The organism is Micrococcus flavus, from assembly GCF_014204815.1.
Classification (GTDB): Bacteria; Actinomycetota; Actinomycetes; order Actinomycetales; family Micrococcaceae; genus Micrococcus; species Micrococcus flavus.
This window is the reverse complement of record NZ_JACHMC010000001.1, coordinates 1,012,940-1,029,608: the sequence shown is the minus strand read 5'-3', so window position 1 is coordinate 1,029,608 and position 16,669 is coordinate 1,012,940. Positions and strand designations below refer to the sequence as shown.

The following is a 16,669-nucleotide window of genomic DNA, read 5'->3' as shown; positions in this document are numbered from 1 at the left end:
TCCCGCACCCGGCACGGTGGACGCCCCGCCCGGGCGGGGCGCCTGTGCAGGAGTGGTCAGCCCTCCGGAGCGGTGTCCGGGTCGAGGGGCACGGCCACCACGGCCAGCGCGCCGAGGCCCACGTGGGCGGCGAGCACGGCCGGCAGCGGGACGGCGGGCACGGGGGTGGCCGAGTGCGGCTGGAGCCGCTCCACGAGGGTCTGCGCGCCGACCTCGTCGCCGTAGGTGTGCACGGCCACGCGCAGCCGCGAGCGCGCCGCGCGGTCGGCCACGAGCTCCACCATCCGGTCGATCGCCCGCGCCGTGGTCCGGGGCCGGTCCGCCAGGTGCAGGGCGCCGTCGTCGAGGGACAGCACGGGCCGGACCTGCAGGAGCGTGCCGAGCAGGGAGGACACCGCGCCCACGCGGCCGCCGCGGCGCAGCGGCTCGAGACTGGGGATCGTCACCAGCACGGTGGACCCGGTGACCGCCGCCCGCGCCCGCGCCACGACCTCGTCGACCGGGCGGCCGAACCCGGCTTCGACGGCGGCGTCCATGACCCCCATGCCCAGGGCGAGCCCCGCGGTCCGGGAGTCCACCACGCTGACGGGGCACGGCGCGTCCACCGCGGCCAGGCTCGCGGCCTCCACCGTGCCGGAGAGCTCCCCGGACAGGTGCACGGACACGATCCGTGCGTAGCCGGCGCGGGCGAGGTCGGCGTACACGGCCCGGAAGGCCCCGGGTGAGGGGCGGGAGGTCCGCACCGGCGTGCCCGCGGCCAGGGCGAGCGGCAGGTCGAGGGCGAGGTCGTCGTCGCCCTCTGTATGGATCTGGTCCCCGACCATCACGGCCAGCGGGACCTGCCGGATGCCCGCGGCGAAGGGGTGGGCGAGCACCGCGTCCGGCAGGGCCGCGGAGGAGTCGGTGACGATCGCGGTGCGGTCCCGGCGCGGGGGGCGCAGCCCGTAGCGGGCGCGACCCACGAGCTGGCCGCGGCGCGCCCGCAGGCGTTCGACGGCGTCGTCCCGCCAGGCCTCGATGCTCGCCATGCCCGTCTCCTTCCGCGGTCGGGGGCCTGGGTCAGCGGATCACGAGGTTCACGAGCTTGGGCTCGCGCACGATCACCTTGACGATCTCCGCGTCCCCGATGAAGTTCCGCACCTTCTCCGACGCCCGGGCGCGCTCCTCGAGGTCCGCGGCGGTGATGTCCGCGGGGACCTGCAGCTGGTCGCGGACCTTGCCCTTGACCTGGACTACCGCGGTGACGGTGTCCTCCACCAGGAGGGACTCGTCCACGGCCGGCCAGCCGGCGCGCACCACCGAGGGCTCGTGGCCGAGCATGACCCACATGTCCTCGGCGGCGTACGGGGCCACGAGGGACAGCAGGATCGCCACGGCCTCGGCGGCCTCGCGCACGGCGGGGTCGCCCGCGCCGGCGCCGGCGTCGATCTCCTTGCGGGCCGCGTTGACGAGCTCCATGGTCTTGGCCACCACCACGTTGAACTTGTGGTCCTCCACCAGCTTCGCGGCGTCGTGCAGGGTGCGGTGTGTGACGCGGCGCAGCGCCAGGGCGCCGTCGGCGGGATCGCCCGCCTGCCCCCCGGACGCGCGCACGTCCCGGGCCAGACGCCAGGCGCGCGCCAGGAAGCGGCCGGCGGCGGCGGGGGCGACGTCGGCCCAGTCCACGTCGTCCTCGGGCGGGGAGGCGAACACCATGGTGGTGCGCACCGCGTCCACGCCGAACTCGTCCAGCTGCCGGCCCAGGTCCACGCCGTTGCCGAGGGACTTGGACATCGCCTTGCCGCCGTTGAGCACCTGGCCCTGGTTGAGCAGGGCGCGGAAGGGCTCGGTGAACGGCACCAGGCCCAGGTCGTGCAGGGCCTTGGTGAAGAACCGGGCGTAGAGCAGGTGCAGGATGGCGTGCTCCACGCCGCCCACGTACTGGTCCACCGGCAGCCAGGTCCGCACCAGCTCGGGGTCGAACACCCGGTCCTCGTCCCACGGGGAGGCGTAGCGCAGGAAGTACCACGAGGAGTCCACGAAGGTGTCCATGGTGTCCGAGTCGCGCTTCGCCGGCGCCCCGCACTCCGGGCACGGCACGTCCACCCAGTCCTCGGCGGCCGCCAGCGGCGACTGCCCCTTGGGGGCGAGCTGCTCGCCCTTGAGGTCGGTGGGCAGGGTGACGGGCAGCTGGTCCTCGGGGACGAGGACCTCGCCGTGCTCGGGGCAGTGGATCACGGGGATGGGGGTGCCCCAGAAGCGCTGGCGGGACAGGAGCCAGTCGCGCAGACGGTACGTGGTGGTCCCCCGGCCGGTGCCCCTGGCCTGGACGATCTCCACGGCGCGCGCGATCGCGTCCGCCCTGCTCAGCCCGTCCAGCTCGCCGGAGTTCACGAGGGTGCCCTCGCCCGTGGTGGCGACGCCGGTCTCGGCCGGGTCCTCCTCGCCGGTGTCCAGGACCACGCGCACGGGCAGGTCCATGGCACGGGCGAAGTCGAGGTCGCGCTGGTCGTGCGCGGGCACGGCCATGATGGCGCCGGTGCCGTAGTCGGCCAGCACGTAGTCCGAGGCCCACATCGGCAGGCGCTCACCGGTCAGCGGGTTCACGGCGTGCCGGCCCAGGAACACGCCGGTCTTCGGGCGGTCCGTGGCCTGACGCTCGATGTCGGAGGCCTTCTTCAGCTCCTCCCGGTACGCCTCCAGGTCGGCGCGGTGGGCGTCGTCGACCAGCTCGAGGGCGAGCGGGGCGTCCGCGGCCACCACCATGAAGGTGGCCCCGTGCAGGGTGTCCGGGCGGGTGGTGAACACCGGCACCACGGGCCCGTCCTCCACCTGGAACTCCACGGTGGCGCCCGCGGAGCGGCCGATCCAGTTCCGCTGCATGGCCAGCACGCGCTCGGGCCAGTGGCCGGTGAGCTGGTCCATGTCGTCCAGCAGGGCGTCGGCGTACTCGGTGATGCGGAAGTACCACTGGTTCAGGGTGCGCTTGGTGACCTCGGCGCCGCAGCGCTCGCACGCCCCGTCCACGACCTGCTCGTTGGCCAGCACGGTCTGGTCCTGCGGGCACCAGTTCACGGGCGAGTCCTTGCGGTACGCCAGGCCCTTCCTGTGCAGCTGCTGGAACAGCCATTGGGTCCACCGGTAGTACTCCGGGTCCGAGGTGTGCAGCTCCCGGGACCAGTCCACGGCGATCCCGTACCGCTGGAACGAGCCCTTCTGGGTCTCGATGTTCGCGTACGTCCACTCGGCCGGGTGCGCGTTGCGCTTGATCGCGGCGTTCTCCGCCGGCAGTCCGAAGGAGTCCCAGCCGATCGGGTGCAGGACGTCGTACCCGCGCTGCATCCAGTAGCGGGCCATCACGTCGCCCATCGCGAACGCCTCGGCGTGGCCCATGTGCAGGTCGCCGGAGGGGTACGGGAACATGTCCACGACGGTGCGGGTCTCGGTCCCGTCGCCGCGCGGGGTGAAGGTCCCCGCCTGCTCCCACCAGCCGGCCCAGCGGTCCTCGACGTCGGCGAAGGAGTACTCGGCGTCCGCGGGGATCTGCGGGGTGGCCGGGGTGGCGTTCGGGGACGTCTCGCTCACGCTGTTCGGTGTCCTTGCTGCTCGAGGGGGTGGGTGGGGGCGCCCGGCCCCGGGCACGGGGCGGACCCCGCCATCCTACGTGCCGGCCCGCGGCCCCCGCCGGAGGCGGCGCGGCCGTTCGCCGCAGTGGACCCGGACGACGACGGCGCCCCCGTCCCACCCGGGACGGGGGCGCCGTGGCGCCGGTGGGTGGTGCGTCAGCGGGCCAGGTGGCGCGCCAGCGGTCCGGTGATCAGGTAGGTGCAGTCGCTCTGGACGTTCGCGACGAGGGTGCCGCCCGTGCCGAAGCAGGGACCGGCCCACTCGCCGCGCTCGGCGAGGTCCTTGGCGAGCGCCACGGAGCCGGTGCGCTCGGTGAAGGCCACCAGGTGGTTCGAGTCGGAGCCGTCCTCGGCGATGACCACGCCGCCCCACGGGGAGACCGTGATGTTGTCCGGGGAGTCGACGTAGCCGCCCACGGCCCAGTGCTCGACGAGCGTCATGGTCTGCTCCGCGAAGGAGTAGTAGACGACCATGCCCTGGTCCGCCACGACGCCCGGGAACTCGCCCTCGGAGGTGCGGGACAGCGTGAAGAACAGGCCCTGGCCGTAGGCGATGCCGGCCTGCAGGGTGACGCCCGCGGGGGCGGTCCAGCGGTAGAACAGGCCGCCCTTGGTGTCCTCGGTGAGGTACGCGGAGGCGCGGTCGGGGCCGATCTCGGCGCCCTCCCACACGGCGCGGACCCACGCGGTGATGGGGCGCGGCACCTGGCGGGACACCTCGGCGGGGAAGACCTCGAACACGTCGCCGTGATCCTTCTGCAGGGTGTCGGTGGCGCCGTCGACGGAGCTGGTGACCTGCTCGCCGGCGCGCTGGGCCGCCGCATGGCACGTGGACGCCAACCGGCGCATGCGTCCCACTCCCATAGCCCCTGAGTTGAGGCCCTCGAGATGATCGAGGTTGGTCCAGGCGATGTCCTCGAGCGGGCCATAGGTGGGTGACGTGGTCCCGGCGCGGCAGGAGTAGTCCCATTCGGCCTCGGTGGGCAGGCGGTAGCCGTCGGCTGCGGTGTTCCATTCGACCTCCCGCGCCTGGACCGTGTCAGCCTCGTACATCCCGGCTGTACGGGAGAGCTCGTTGCAGTACCCGACGGCGTCGAACCATGAGAACGGCACCCGAGGTACCCCAGAGTCCCGGGCATGGACCGGGCTCACGGCGATCTCGAAAGCCTCGAGGGCAACGTCGCGGGTCTGCGAGCGGCGAGTGTCGCGGAGGGTGATTGTTCCCGAGGGCAGGAGGGCCATGGGGCGCCGACGCATGGCGTCAGCGTGGCACACCGACTGCTGACGAACGTGCACGCGTCGCCCAGGAGCGGATCACCTGTCGTCGAGGTTCACCGATGACGGCGCCTAACTCGTGCCGAACTCTTCGAAGAACGGCATGAAAGGCAGGGCCCGAGAAGTTTGGGACTTCACAGCGGGTGCTCCATGTGGCGTCGGCAGTCGGCAACGCGCCCCGTCATTCGATTCTGAAAGCCGTTCATGCGGGTTGACGGCACATCAGGCTTCCGACGATGTTCACCAGCGTCTGAAGCCTCCTTCTGACGCGATGGTCTGTCCCACTACCCAGGCGCCCGCGTCGGAGACGAGGAACTCGATCAGGCGGGCGGGGTCGTCGGGCTCCCCGAATCGGCCCAAGGGGAAGGCTGCGCGAATCGCGTCGAGCTGCTCGGGGCGGTAGGTGGTGGCCTCGTCCAGGTAGCCGGTGTTCACGGGTCCTGGGTTGACGGCGTTGAGCAGGATTCCTTGATCCACCAGCTCATCTGCCACGGTTCGGACGAGCCCGGCCAGCATGGCCTTGGCCCCGGCGTACGCGACCTCTCCGGGCATGGGTCCCTCCGCCTGACCGGAGCTCATCCACACGACACGGCCTGGTCCCCCCGCGAAGCGGTGCGCGAAGTGCTGGGTGAGGAGGATGACCGACTGCGCGTCGACCCGCCAGTGCGCCTCGAGCATCTGGGGGGTGATCTGAGCGAGGGTTCCGTCTCCCCCGGACCGTGCGTGGTTCGCCACGAGGATCTCTACCGGCCCGGCCCAGTCCATCACTCGGGCAGGCTCCTTGGGATCGCCGAAGTTGGCCTCGGTGTGCTCCAGGCTCGCGCCGGGGTGCAGATCCGGGCGCAGCTCTGCGATCACGGCATCGATGTGGTCGGCACCCCACGGCTGCTGGGCATCGTGGGCAGAGTAGTGGGTGAGCCGCAGACTCGCTCCAGCGCGGGCGAGCCTGCGGGCGACGGCGAAACCGATGCCTTGGCGACGGCTGACACCGGTCACGAGTGCGGTACGACCGTGGAGGGTGTTCATGGGCGGGGTCTCCTTCATGTGATGTCGGTGGGGCGGGGCGCCGCCAGCGAACGGTTCATGCATCGGTTGGCGGATCGTCGAGCTCGAGCACGTGGCCGCGCCACCCGCGGCGCAGCCACCGGTCGTGCGAGGCGACGACAACGCCGCCGGGGTAGTTGGGGATCATCACCTCCAGCTGGGTCGCCAGCATGAGGGACAGGTGGTTAGTGGGTTCGTCGAGCAGCAATACGTCGGGAGGGTCCGCCAACAGCGCAGCCAGGGCGAGGCGGCGTCGCTGGCCGACACTGAGCACGTCCACGGGGCGGCCTTCGTCCCGAGGTTCGATCAGCTCGAACGTGGACAGCGGAACCCGGGCGGCCAGCTCCTGGCCGGCCAGGTCTTGGTAGGTCTGCCGCACCGTGCGTCCGCGACCTCGTTCCTCCGGGTCGGGCAGGACGACTTCCTGGGTGAGCAGTCCGATGCGTAGGCCGCGTGGCCGGGTGACGGTTCCGGTGTCAGGGGTGCAGGACCGGTTGAGCAGCGCGAGCAGCGTGGACTTGCCGGAGCCATTGGGTCCCGTCACGAGCCACTTCTCTCCCGGGCCCACGGTGATCGATGTCGGGGCCAAGCGTCCGGTGAGGCCGACCTCGATCGCAGTGAGGTACCCCTGCGCTGGCGGGGTCGTCTCGTTCTGGCGGTTGGGGCCGGTGTCGGAGGCCGCGGCCAGCCCGGCGAAGCGGAGTTGTCTTGGGGGCTTTCGGATCTGGGCGTCCTTGAGCGCCTTCAGCCGGCCGCGGGCGTCGTTCACCCGGCGCGAGACAACCTTGGCATTGCGATCCGCGTAGAACTTGCGGGCCGTGCGGACTTCGCTGGGGGCGCCGCGCGAGGGGTTGCCGACGGTCTGGTCGCGTTCGACCTGTGCGCTGAGTCGCCTGAGTTCCTCCTGCTCGTCTCGGTACTGCCGCTCCCAACGGTCGCGGGCGTCGAGCTGGGAGTGCAGGTAGGCCATGTAGGTGCCGGAGAAGCGCGTCACCCCGATGCCCGTGCCCGTGCCGTCGCCGACCAGCGACGAGGTCACCGCGTGGGGGGCGGGCGAGGGGTCGAGATCGAGAAGGGACACGACGGTTTCGTCGAGGAAGGCGCGGTCGTGGCTGGCCAACAGCACGGGGTCACGCCACTCTGCGAGCACCCCGCGGAGGTGGGCGGTGGCGACGTCGTCAAGATGGTTGGTCGGTTCGTCCAGCAGAAGAACATCTGGCCGGGACAGCAACAGCCAGGCCAGCGCCAGGCGGGAGCGCTGCCCGCCCGAAAGATCCCCCGTGGGGCGGTCGCGCGGGATGGCGGCCAGGCCCAGCCCGTGGAGCATCGCCTCCACACGGGAGTCCACTTCCCATGCTTGGAGGCGCTCGGCGGTCTCCAGGGTGTGGACGTAGGCATCAGCGAGGAACGCCTCGTCGGGGGTGTCTGCAAGGGCGGCTGCGGCGCGGTCGACGGCGCCTGCTGCGCGGCGGACAGGAGCGATCGCCTCCTCGAGTGCGTCGGAGACGGTGGCTTCGGGGCGGAACGGCGGTTCCTGATGGAGCAAGCCGATGCGGGCTGGTCCGCCGGGTGCGGTTGCGATGATGGTGCCGGCGTCGGGCTCGATCACCCCGGCGATCACTCGCAGCAGAGAGGATTTGCCGGAACCGTTCTCCCCGATCAGGCCAACGGGACCGGTGACGGGGACTGTGAAGGAGACGTCGGTGAGCACCCGGCGGTCGCCGTAGGACAGGGAGACGCCGTCCACACGCAGGTGTGCGGAGGTGAGGGATGTGGGCGCGGTCATGGGGATCCTCAATGCGCGGGCTGTTATCACGCCAAGCGGGCTCCCGCCGGGCGGTGGCCTCGGGCGCGGGACGGCGAAGGATCAAGAACGCATAGCTTGACCGTAACACGATGGGCTGTCGTCCTACTGAGACTTTGAGGGGCGGTGGTGCACGAAATCCTGCATAGGCGGGTGCCGGAAGGTGCGGCGCCGGGTGTTCCAGAGGGGGGGGGACTGATGCACGTGTAGGTGACATACAATCTGTGGTGTTCCCACACCACAGGGAAGGATGTGCACCATGCCCGCCCCCTACTCCCAAGAGTTCCGCGAGGACGTCGTCCGGGTCGCGCAGAACCGTGAGCCCGGCACCCACTTGAAGCAGATCGCGAAGGACTTCGGGATCAGCTTCTCGTGCCTGACGAACTGGATGCGTCAGGCCGAGATCGAGGCCGGGAACACCCCCGGCACCACGAAGGCCGAGGCCGAAGAACTCCGCGCAGCCCGCCGCAGGATCCGGTTGCTGGAGCAGGAGAACGAAGTCCTACGCCGCGCCGCGGCGTACTTGTCTCAGGCGAGCCTGCCGAAAAAATGATGTACCCGCTCGTGTCCGAGCTCGCCGCCGACCAGATCCCGGTCGCGGTGTCCTTGCGGGTCCTCAAGCTCGCCCGCCAGCCCTACTACCGCTGGCTCCAGAACCCGGTGACTGAGGCTGAACTGGAGGCCGCTCACCGTGCCAACGCCCTGCACGACGCCCACCTGAACGACCCGGAGTTCGGGTACCGGCTGCTGCGGGACGAGGCCGAGAATGCTGGCGCTCCGATGGCGGCCCGTACCGCCTGGCGGCTCTGCCACCAGAACGGGTGGCACAGCGCGTTCGGGACCAGGCGGGGCAAGAACGGGACCCGCCCAGGCCCGCCCAGGCCCGCCCGTGCATGATGACCACGTCCGCCGTCAGTTCGCCGCAGAAGCACCGAACAGGCTCTGGCTGACCGACATCACCGAACACCCCACCAGTGAGGGCAAGCTCTACCTGAAGCGCGATCAAGGATCTCGACGCCGGACGGATCGTGGGGTACTCCATGACCGGCCGGATGCAGGCCTCGTTGGCCGTGAACGCCCTCGAGCAGGCCGTGGCCCGCCGCGGAGGCACCGACGCGGTGGCCGGGTGCATCGTGCACTCGGACCGCGGCTCGCAATTCCGATTGACCGCCTTCCAGGACGCCCTGACCGTCCACGGGCTGATCGGCTCGATGGGCCAAGTCGGCTCAGCCGGGGACAACGCGGCTATGGAGTCCTTCTTCGCGTTGCTGCAGAAGAACGTGCTGGACCGACGCGACTGGGACACCCGGGACGAGCTGCGGACCGGGATCATCACCTGGATCGAGCGGACCTACCACCGCCGCCGCAGACAGGCCCGCCTGGGCCGATTGACGCCGGTCGAGTACGAGTTGATCATGGACCACACGCCCGCAGACGCGGCGGGAAGACGACTGTCACCTATGGGCGCATCAGTCCCGTGCTGCCGGACTAGGCTCGTGAGCGGCCCCGCTCGGGCGGTGGCCGTGTCGCCGGAGGCCGAGGAGGGACCGCCCGTGAGGATGACGCCGCGCCCCGTGGACCGTGTCCGTCTGCGCGACCTGCTGCGCCCGCCCGCCCCGCCCCGGGACACGCGCGTGCTGACGGGGCAGCCGGCGCGCGTCCCTGTGCGGCGGGACGTGACGATCGCCGACCCTTCGTCCGGGGCGCGCACGGCCCTCGCCGTGTGGTCGTACGGGCCCGTGGCCTCCCGCGCCGGGCAGCCCTCCCCGGACCTCGTGTTCGTCCACGGGTTCCGGGGCGACCATCACGGTCTGGCGCTGCTGGCGGACTGTCTGCCCGAGCGTGCCGTGCTCTCGGTGGAGCTGCCGGGGTTCGGCGCCTCCCCCGCCTTCCCGCACGCCGCGCACTCGGTGGCCCACCACGCCGACGCTCTGCGCCAGGTCCTGGCCGCGGCGCGTCCGACGGGAACGGCCGTCCTCGTGGGCCACTCCTACGGGTCCGTGGTGGCCGCACGAGCGGTGGCGGACGCCCGGGCCGCGGGCGGCCCGCTCGCCGACGCCCTCGTCCTGCTCAACCCCATCGCCGAGCCCGCGCTCGACGCCTCGGGGTCTCGCTCCGCGCGGCTGCTCTCGGCCGCCGCGCAGGCCTGGTACGAGGCGGCGGCCCGCCTGCCGGAGCGTGCCGGGCGGGCGCTGCTGGGGGCGCCGCCGATCGTCTGGGCCACGACGGCGGCCATGACGCAGACCCGGGACCGTGCCGTGCTCGCGTACACCCACGACCAGCACCGGCGGCACTTCTCCTCCTTCGCGTCCGCGCGCATGCTCTCCGAGGCGTACCGCGGCTCGAGCAGGGGGAGCGTGCTCGACGCCGCCGCGCACCTCGACCTGCCCGTCCTCCTGATCGGCGGCGTCCAGGACCCGATGGGCTCGCCCGCGGCCCAGCACGCCCTGGCCGAGCACATCCGGCTCGCCGGGGGGTCTCCGGTGCTCCACCTGCTCGACGGCGTAGGCCACCTCCTCCACTACGAGCGCCCGGCGGAATGCGCGTCCCTGATCCGGACCTGGCTCTCCCGAGCGGACCCCTGAGCCGGAGCGACGGCGGCCGGATCAGAGCACGCCGGGCGGGTCCAGGCGCAGGCGCACCGGCGGCTGCTCCCGGCGGGCGCTCGCGGCGGCGCGGGCCGCCCGCAGCACGACGGCCGTCTCCGCGGCGGCCGCGTACGGGAACAGCAGCAGTGCCCGGTGGCGGGTCTCGTCCGCGCTGTCCGGGACGGGGCCGATCCACGGCAGGGGCGGCAGCGCCGGAGCCGGGACGCCGGCGTCGCCTGCGGCGGCACGGCGCTCGCGACGGGCGGCCTCCACGAGCGCGAGGTACTCGGCCACGGCGGCGGCCGTCCCCACGACCTCGGCGATCCGCCAGGCCGGCGGCAGGCGCAGCTCGCGGCGCTCGGCCAGGAGCCGGCCGGCGAAACCCTGCGGATCGCGCCGGACCAGGGCCCCCACCACCGCCTCGTGCTCCGCGGTGACCACCACCACGCCCCCCTGGTGGGCCGGCCGCACGAGCGCGGCCGCGGCCAGCCAGCGGGAGAGCACCTGCGCGGGGACGTCCAGTCCCTCCCGCTGCAGCTGGACGTCGCCGTCCAGGAGCAGGGCCGCCGCGTAGCCGCCCTCGGCGCGCGGCTCGGCGCCCACCGTGGCCACCACGAGCGCCGGCCCGTCCCCCACGGCGCCCAGCCGGTGGTCCGCCGAGGAGGAGTGCACCGGCACCCGGGGGAAGGCCCGCCCCAGCTCCTCGGCGGTGCGGTCCACGCCGCGCGCCCCGGCGCGCACCCCCGCGGCGCCGCACTCGGTGCAGCGGAAGCCCCGCTCCCGGGTGCCGCACCAGCGGCAGGCAAGCTCGCCCCGGGCGGCCGCGGCGCGGTCGCGGAAGGCCAGCGGCCCGGCGCACGCCCGGCACCGGGCGGGGGTGCGGCACCGGTCGCAGACCACGGCGGGGATGAAGCCCGCCCGGGCCACCTGCACGAGCACGGGGCCCGGAGCCGGCCCGGTCAGCGCCCTGCGCGCCGCCTCCCACGCCGCGTGCGGCAGCCGGGCACGGCGGGCGAAGGGATCCCGGGCCGCCTCCCACGAGTCCGCGGAGGCCACCACGCGCGGGCCGGCCTCCCGCCGGGCCGGGCGCAGGGCGGACATCTCCAGCAGCCACCCGGACTCGACGAGCCGCTGCACGGGCACGGAGCGGGACGGCCCTGCGCACAGCACCGCGGCCCCCTCCTGGCGGGCCCGCTCGAGCACCGCCTCCCGGGCGTGGAAGTACGGGGCGCGCGGCTCGGCGTAGGCGTCGTCGGCGTCGTCCCACAGGACCACCAGGCGCAGGTCCGGCACGGGCGCCCAGGCCGCGGCCCGCGTGCCCGCGGCCACGCGCACCCGCCCCGTCACGAGGGACAGGTGGGCCCGGTAGCGCGGGGTGTTCCCGTCCTCCGAGCCGATCCGCACGAACCCCTCCGGTCCGAGCTCCGCCGCGAGCGCGGCGGAGAGCCGGTCCAGGTCCCGGTGGTCCGGGACCAGCAGCAGGACGCCGCCGCCCGCGTCCGCCACCACGCCGGCCAGGGAGGCCAGGGCCGCGGCCTCGTCCCACTCGCCCAGCCGGGACGGGACGACGGCGGCGGCCCGGACGGCGTCGCCGGCCACGGCCGACGCCACGAACGCGGTGCCGCCCTCGAGCGACTCCCACACCGTCGGCGCGGTCCGCGCGGTCGCGGCGCCGGGGGTGTCCGAGGCGGCGTCCTCGGAGACCGGGTGGTCCGTGACGGGTCCGGTGTCCGCGGCGGCGAGGAACTCCCTCTCCACACCCGCCACACGCACGGGCACGGCGGAGCGCAGGACGTCCGTGACGACGCCGGCCTGCCGCGCGGCCACGGCCCGTGCCGCCGCCAGGACCTCCTCGGTCAGCGGGGGGATCGCCGTGGGCACCGCGGACAGCGCGGTGAGCTGGGCGCCGGTGGACGGCTGCGCCACGCGCGCCACGAGCCAGCCGGTCATCTCCCGCCCGCCGAAGCGCACGGTGACGCGGGAGCCTGGCACGGCCCGCGCGTCGAGGGCGGGCGGGACGAGGTAGTCGAACTCGCGGTCCAGGTGCGGGACGGGCGTGTCGAGCAGCACCCGGGCCACCGGGTCCTCCGGCCAGCCCTCGGCGGACTCAGGCAGCCGGGGGGCGTCCTGGGCCTCGGGGAGGCTGAACAGCGCGTCCGTGGCGGCTCACACCCCGGCGGCGCGGCGCAGCTCGTCCACCCGGTCGGTGCGCTCCCACGTGAAGTCGGCCTCCTCGCGCCCGAAGTGACCGCTCGCGGCCGTCTTGCGGTAGATGGGCCGCAGCAGGTTCAGCGCCTTCACGATCGCGGCCGGACGCAGGTCGAAGACCTCGTTCACGGCGGCGATGATGGTGTCCTCCGGGACCGTGGCGGTGCCGAAGGTGTCCACGTACAGCCCGACGGGACGGGCCGAGCCGATGGCGTAGGCCACCTGGAACTCCGCGCGGGCCGCGAGGCCGGCGGCGACCACGTTCTTGGCCACCCAGCGCAGCGCGTAGGCGGCGGAGCGGTCCACCTTGGACGGGTCCTTGCCGGAGAAGGCGCCTCCGCCGTGCCGGGCCATGCCGCCGTACGTGTCCACGATGATCTTGCGGCCGGTCAGGCCGGCGTCCCCCACCGGCCCGCCGATCACGAACTTGCCGCCCGGGTTGATGATGGACCGGGTGGCGGAGACATCCAGTCCGGAGTGCTCGAGCACGGGCCGGATCACGTGCTCGGCCACGTCCTGGCGCAGCTGCTCCTGGGACACCACGTCGTGGTGCTGCGTGGAGACCACCACGGTCTCCACGGTGCGGGGGCGGTGGTCGGCGTCGTAGCCCACGGTGACCTGCGTCTTGCCGTCCGGCAGCAGGTAGGGCAGGGGCGAGTTCTGCATGCGGCGCACGGCCGTGAGCCGCTCGGAGAGCCGGTGGGCCAGGTGGATGGGGGTGGGCATCAGGGTGGGCGTCTCGTCCGAGGCGTAGCCGAACATGATGCCCTGGTCCCCCGCGCCCTGCTCGTCCACGGTGTCCGCGGAGCCCTGCTCGCGCGCCTCGAGGGAACGGGTGACGCCCGCGAAGATGTCCGAGGACTGCTGGCCGATGGAGATATTGACGCCGCACTGGGCGCCGTCGAAGCCGTTGGCCGAGGAGTCGTAGCCGATGTCCAGGATGGTCTCGCGGACGATCTTGGGGATCTCCACGTACGCGGACGTGTTCACCTCGCCGGCCACCTGCACCAGGCCCGTGGTGGAGAGGGTCTCCACCGCGACCTTGGCGGAGGGGTCCGCGGCGAGGATGGCATCCAGGATGGCGTCCGAGATCTGGTCGCACATCTTGTCCGGGTGGCCCGCGGTGACGGACTCGGAGGTGAACAGGCGCAGCTCGCCGCCGCCCACGCCGCGGTACGGCTCGGCGACGGTGGAGGGGCTCGAGGGGGCGGTCTCGGTCATGCCGCCCAGTCTAGATCAGCGCCCGGACGCCGCATCGGCGCCCCGCCGGGCCAGCACGCCCGCCAGGGCCGCGAGCACGGTCTCGGCCGCCTCCGCCTTGGTGCCGGTCCGGACGACGGGCGGGTCCCCCGCGGCGGAGAGGACCGTCACCTCCGTCTCGTCCCGCCCGAAGACGAGCCCGCGGCCGACCTCGTTGACCACCAGCAGGTCGCAGCCCTTGCGGGCCAGCTTGGCTCTCCCGTACTCGAGGGGCGTGGTGTCCGCGTCCCCGGTCTCCGCGGCGAACCCGACGACGACCGGCGCCATGGGCCCGCCGGAGTCGCGGACCCGCACGGCCGTGGCGAGCACGTCCGGGGTCCGCTCGAGGACGAGGGTGGGGGCGCCGCCGTCGTCCGTCTTCTTGATCTTGTCCTCGGCCACCTGCGCCGGGCGGAAGTCCGCCACCGCCGCGGCCATGACGAGGGCGTCCGCGTCCGCGGCGCGGTCCAGGACGACCTCCAGCATCTCCTGGGTGGACTCCACGCGGGTCACCTCCGCGCCGGCGGGCGGATCCACGCTCATGGTGCCCGCGACGAACCGCACGCGCGCCCCCGCGGCCAGGGCCACCTCGGCGAGGGCCACCCCCTGTTTGCCCGAGGAGCGGTTGCCCAGGTACCGGACGGGGTCGAGGGGCTCGCGCGTCCCGCCGGCGGTGATCACCACGGTGCGCCCGGCCAGGGGCGCGAGGGCGGGATCCGGGGCGTGGCCGCCGTCGACGCCGCCGTCCGCCGCCGCCTGCGCCGCGGCCCAGATGTCCGCGGGCTCCGGCAGGCGGCCGGGCCCGGAGTCCGCCCCGGTGAGGCGGCCGGAGGCGGGCTCCACCACGGTGACGCCGCGCCCGCGCAGCGTGGCCACGTTCGCCCGGGTCGCGGGGTGGAGCCACATCTCCGTGTGCATCGCCGGGGCGAGCACCACCGGGCAGGTGGCGGTGAGCAGGACGTTGCCCAGCAGGTCGGGGGCCATGCCGGCCGCGGTGCGGGCGAGCAGATCGGCGGTGGCCGGCGCGACCACCACGAGGTCCGCGCGGCGGCCGAGGCGGACGTGCTGGACCTGGTCCACGTCCGTGAACGTGTCCGTGCGCACGGGCCGGCCGGACAGCGCCTCCCAGGTGGGGGCGCCCACGAAGCGCAGGGCGTTCTCCGTGGGCACGACCGTGACGCCGTGCCCGGCCTCCGTCATCAGGCGCAGCAACAGGGCGGCCTTGTAGGCCGCGATCCCGCCGCCGACGCCGAGGACGACCTCCATGGGACGGTCAGGCGTCCTCGTCGGCGACGTCGACGCCCTCGGTGACGTCCTCCTGCACCTGCGCCTCGCGCTCCACCCGCGACGGCGCGTACGCCTCGGGCTCCACGCCCTCGATCGTCGGCTCCGCGACGGTCAGGTCCGCGGCGAACGGGTCGTCGTCCCCGGGGAGCTGGAAGTCGCCGAACTCCTCGTCGGCCAGCTCCGCGACGCCCGGGTGGGCCTGCTCCTCACGCATCACCAGGACGTCCGACTCGACCTCGCGCAGGGCGATGGACAGCGGCTTCTCGTTCAGGTGGGTGTCGACGAGCGGGCCGACGTACTCGAACAGGCCCTCGTGGAGCTGCGAGTAGTAGGCGTTGATCTGGCGGGCCCGCTTGGCCGCGAACAGCACCAGGGCGTACTTCGAGTCCACCCGCTCCAGGAGGGAGTCGATGGGCGGGTTGACGATGCCTTCGTACTGGTCGGTCACGTGGGTCTCCAGAGGGTCTCGCGGTCGGTCGGTCTGCTGCGGCGTGAGGGGCTCGGCCCGCGCGGGGCCGGGCGGCTCAGGCGGCGGGCACGCCGGACGCGGGGTCCAGGCCCATGAGCCTCACGAGCTCGGCGGCGGCGCGCTCCACCGTGTCGTTGACGACGACGGCGTCGAACTCCGGCTCGGCAGCGAGTTCCAGTCTAGCCGTTTCCAGGCGACGGCGCTGTTCGGCGGGCCCCTCCGTGCCGCGGCCGACCAGACGGGCGACCAGCTCCTCCCAGCTGGGCGGGGCCAGGAACACGAAGGTGGCCTCGGGCAGGGTGCGGCGCACCTGCCGGGCCCCCTGGAGGTCGATCTCGAGCAGGACGTGGCGGCCGGCGGCCACCGCGTCCATGACGCGGTCGCGGCGCGTGCCGTACCGGTGGGCGCCGTGCACCACCGCCCACTCGAGCATCTCGTCCCGCTCCACGAGGCCGTCGAACTCCTCCGGGGTGGTGAAGTAGTAGTGCACCCCGTCCTCCTCGCCCGGGCGCGCCGCCCGCGTGGTGGCGGAGACGGACAGCCACGCCTGGGGGTAGTGCTCGCGGATGTAGGCGGACACCGTGCCCTTGCCGACGGCGGTGGGACCGGCCAGGACGGTCACGCCGGCCCCCGGGACCGGGGGGCGGGAGGGGGCGCGCTCGCCGGGGACGGGGGGAACCGGGCCGAGGTCGTCGAGGGTGCTCACGCGGTCTCCTGGGTCACGGGCGCACGGCGGCCCGCCGGGAGCGGCCCCGCGCCGCGGGTGGGATGGTCACCGGCCAATATAGGCGATCAGCGCCTCCCGCTGACGGCGGCCGAGCCCCTTGAGCCGGCGCGCCGGGGAGATCTCGCAGGACGCCATCACGGCGGTGGCCCGGACCGCGCCGACGCCCGGCAGCGCCTGCAGCAGGTCCACCGTGCGCAGCCGGCCGATGGCCGGGTCCCGGTGCGCACGGTCGAGCACCTCCCCGAGGGAGACCTCGCCGGCGGCGAACGCGGACTTCACCTCCGCGCGCTCCTGCCGGGCGCGCAGCGCCTTCGCCCGGGCCTGCGCCCGCTCCTCCGTGCTCAGCTGCCGCAGCGCCATCCGGTCACTCGCCTTTCCTCGTCCCGACCGGGCGGTCATGTCACCGGTGATGCCTTCGATCAA

Annotated in this window: 11 protein-coding genes and 2 pseudogenes; 2 read left to right on the top strand and 11 right to left on the bottom strand. The window is 73.6% G+C overall.

The window, feature by feature from the left end:
- Positions 1 to 56: 56 nt before the first annotated feature.
- The 5 genes from BJ976_RS04770 to BJ976_RS04750 form a co-directional block, all read right to left on the bottom strand.
- Positions 57 to 1,028 (bottom strand): DegV family protein, encoded by a 972-nt coding sequence (locus BJ976_RS04770; protein ID WP_135030853.1) that lies wholly within the window; start codon positions 1,026 to 1,028, stop codon positions 57 to 59.
- Positions 1,029 to 1,059: 31 nt separating this feature from the next.
- Positions 1,060 to 3,564, bottom strand: coding sequence for a leucine--tRNA ligase (leuS, locus tag BJ976_RS04765; RefSeq protein WP_135030852.1), 2,505 nt, complete (start codon positions 3,562 to 3,564; stop codon positions 1,060 to 1,062).
- A gap of 197 nt (positions 3,565 to 3,761) precedes the next feature.
- The gene (locus tag BJ976_RS04760; protein WP_260399272.1) at positions 3,762 to 4,847 is read right to left on the bottom strand and encodes an alkaline phosphatase PhoX; all 1,086 of its coding nucleotides are present in this window, start codon (positions 4,845 to 4,847) and stop codon (positions 3,762 to 3,764) included.
- Between the two features lie 273 nt (positions 4,848 to 5,120).
- Positions 5,121 to 5,906, bottom strand: coding sequence for an SDR family oxidoreductase (locus BJ976_RS04755; protein WP_135031004.1), 786 nt, complete (start codon positions 5,904 to 5,906; stop codon positions 5,121 to 5,123).
- 55 nt (positions 5,907 to 5,961) lie between these two features.
- Positions 5,962 to 7,710: an ABC-F family ATP-binding cassette domain-containing protein gene (locus BJ976_RS04750; protein ID WP_135031003.1), complete on the bottom strand. Its 1,749-nt coding sequence runs from the start codon at positions 7,708 to 7,710 to the stop codon at positions 5,962 to 5,964.
- A 277-nt stretch (positions 7,711 to 7,987) separates the two neighbouring features.
- On the opposite strand from BJ976_RS04750, the pseudogene BJ976_RS04745 reads away from it, so the two are divergent.
- Together BJ976_RS04745 and BJ976_RS04740 are read left to right on the top strand one after the other, a co-directional pair.
- Positions 7,988 to 9,170: pseudogene (locus tag BJ976_RS04745) on the top strand (IS3 family transposase); the annotation flags it as partial.
- The gene (locus tag BJ976_RS04740) at positions 9,144 to 10,313 is read left to right on the top strand and encodes an alpha/beta fold hydrolase (RefSeq protein ID WP_308421544.1); all 1,170 of its coding nucleotides are present in this window, start codon (positions 9,144 to 9,146) and stop codon (positions 10,311 to 10,313) included. The pseudogene BJ976_RS04745 and the gene BJ976_RS04740, both read left to right, overlap by 27 nt.
- Before the next feature lie 21 nt (positions 10,314 to 10,334).
- Here BJ976_RS04740 and BJ976_RS04735 read toward each other — a convergent pair whose 3' ends face one another.
- From BJ976_RS04735 to mihF, 6 genes and pseudogenes are all read right to left on the bottom strand, one after another.
- On the bottom strand, positions 10,335 to 12,386 hold the full coding sequence (locus BJ976_RS04735) for a primosomal protein N' family DNA-binding protein (RefSeq protein WP_239286752.1): 2,052 nt from the start codon (positions 12,384 to 12,386) through the stop codon (positions 10,335 to 10,337).
- Positions 12,387 to 12,482: 96 nt separating this feature from the next.
- Positions 12,483 to 13,745 carry a methionine adenosyltransferase gene (metK, locus tag BJ976_RS04730; protein WP_135030918.1) on the bottom strand — a complete coding sequence of 421 codons (1,263 nt, stop codon included), beginning with the start codon at positions 13,743 to 13,745 and terminating at the stop codon, positions 12,483 to 12,485.
- Between the two features lie 15 nt (positions 13,746 to 13,760).
- Positions 13,761 to 15,029 (bottom strand): bifunctional phosphopantothenoylcysteine decarboxylase/phosphopantothenate--cysteine ligase CoaBC, encoded by a 1,269-nt coding sequence (gene coaBC / locus BJ976_RS04725; RefSeq protein ID WP_135030919.1) that lies wholly within the window; start codon positions 15,027 to 15,029, stop codon positions 13,761 to 13,763.
- A 235-nt stretch (positions 15,030 to 15,264) separates the two neighbouring features.
- Positions 15,265 to 15,498 (bottom strand): annotated as a pseudogene (gene rpoZ, locus BJ976_RS12230) (DNA-directed RNA polymerase subunit omega); the annotation flags it as partial.
- Between the two features lie 76 nt (positions 15,499 to 15,574).
- A complete protein-coding gene (gene gmk / locus BJ976_RS04715) occupies positions 15,575 to 16,225 on the bottom strand; it encodes a guanylate kinase (protein WP_376698707.1) in 651 nt (216 codons plus the stop codon).
- 66 nt (positions 16,226 to 16,291) lie between these two features.
- Positions 16,292 to 16,606: an integration host factor, actinobacterial type gene (mihF, locus tag BJ976_RS04710; RefSeq protein ID WP_135030921.1), complete on the bottom strand. Its 315-nt coding sequence runs from the start codon at positions 16,604 to 16,606 to the stop codon at positions 16,292 to 16,294.
- Positions 16,607 to 16,669: the final 63 nt, after the last annotated feature.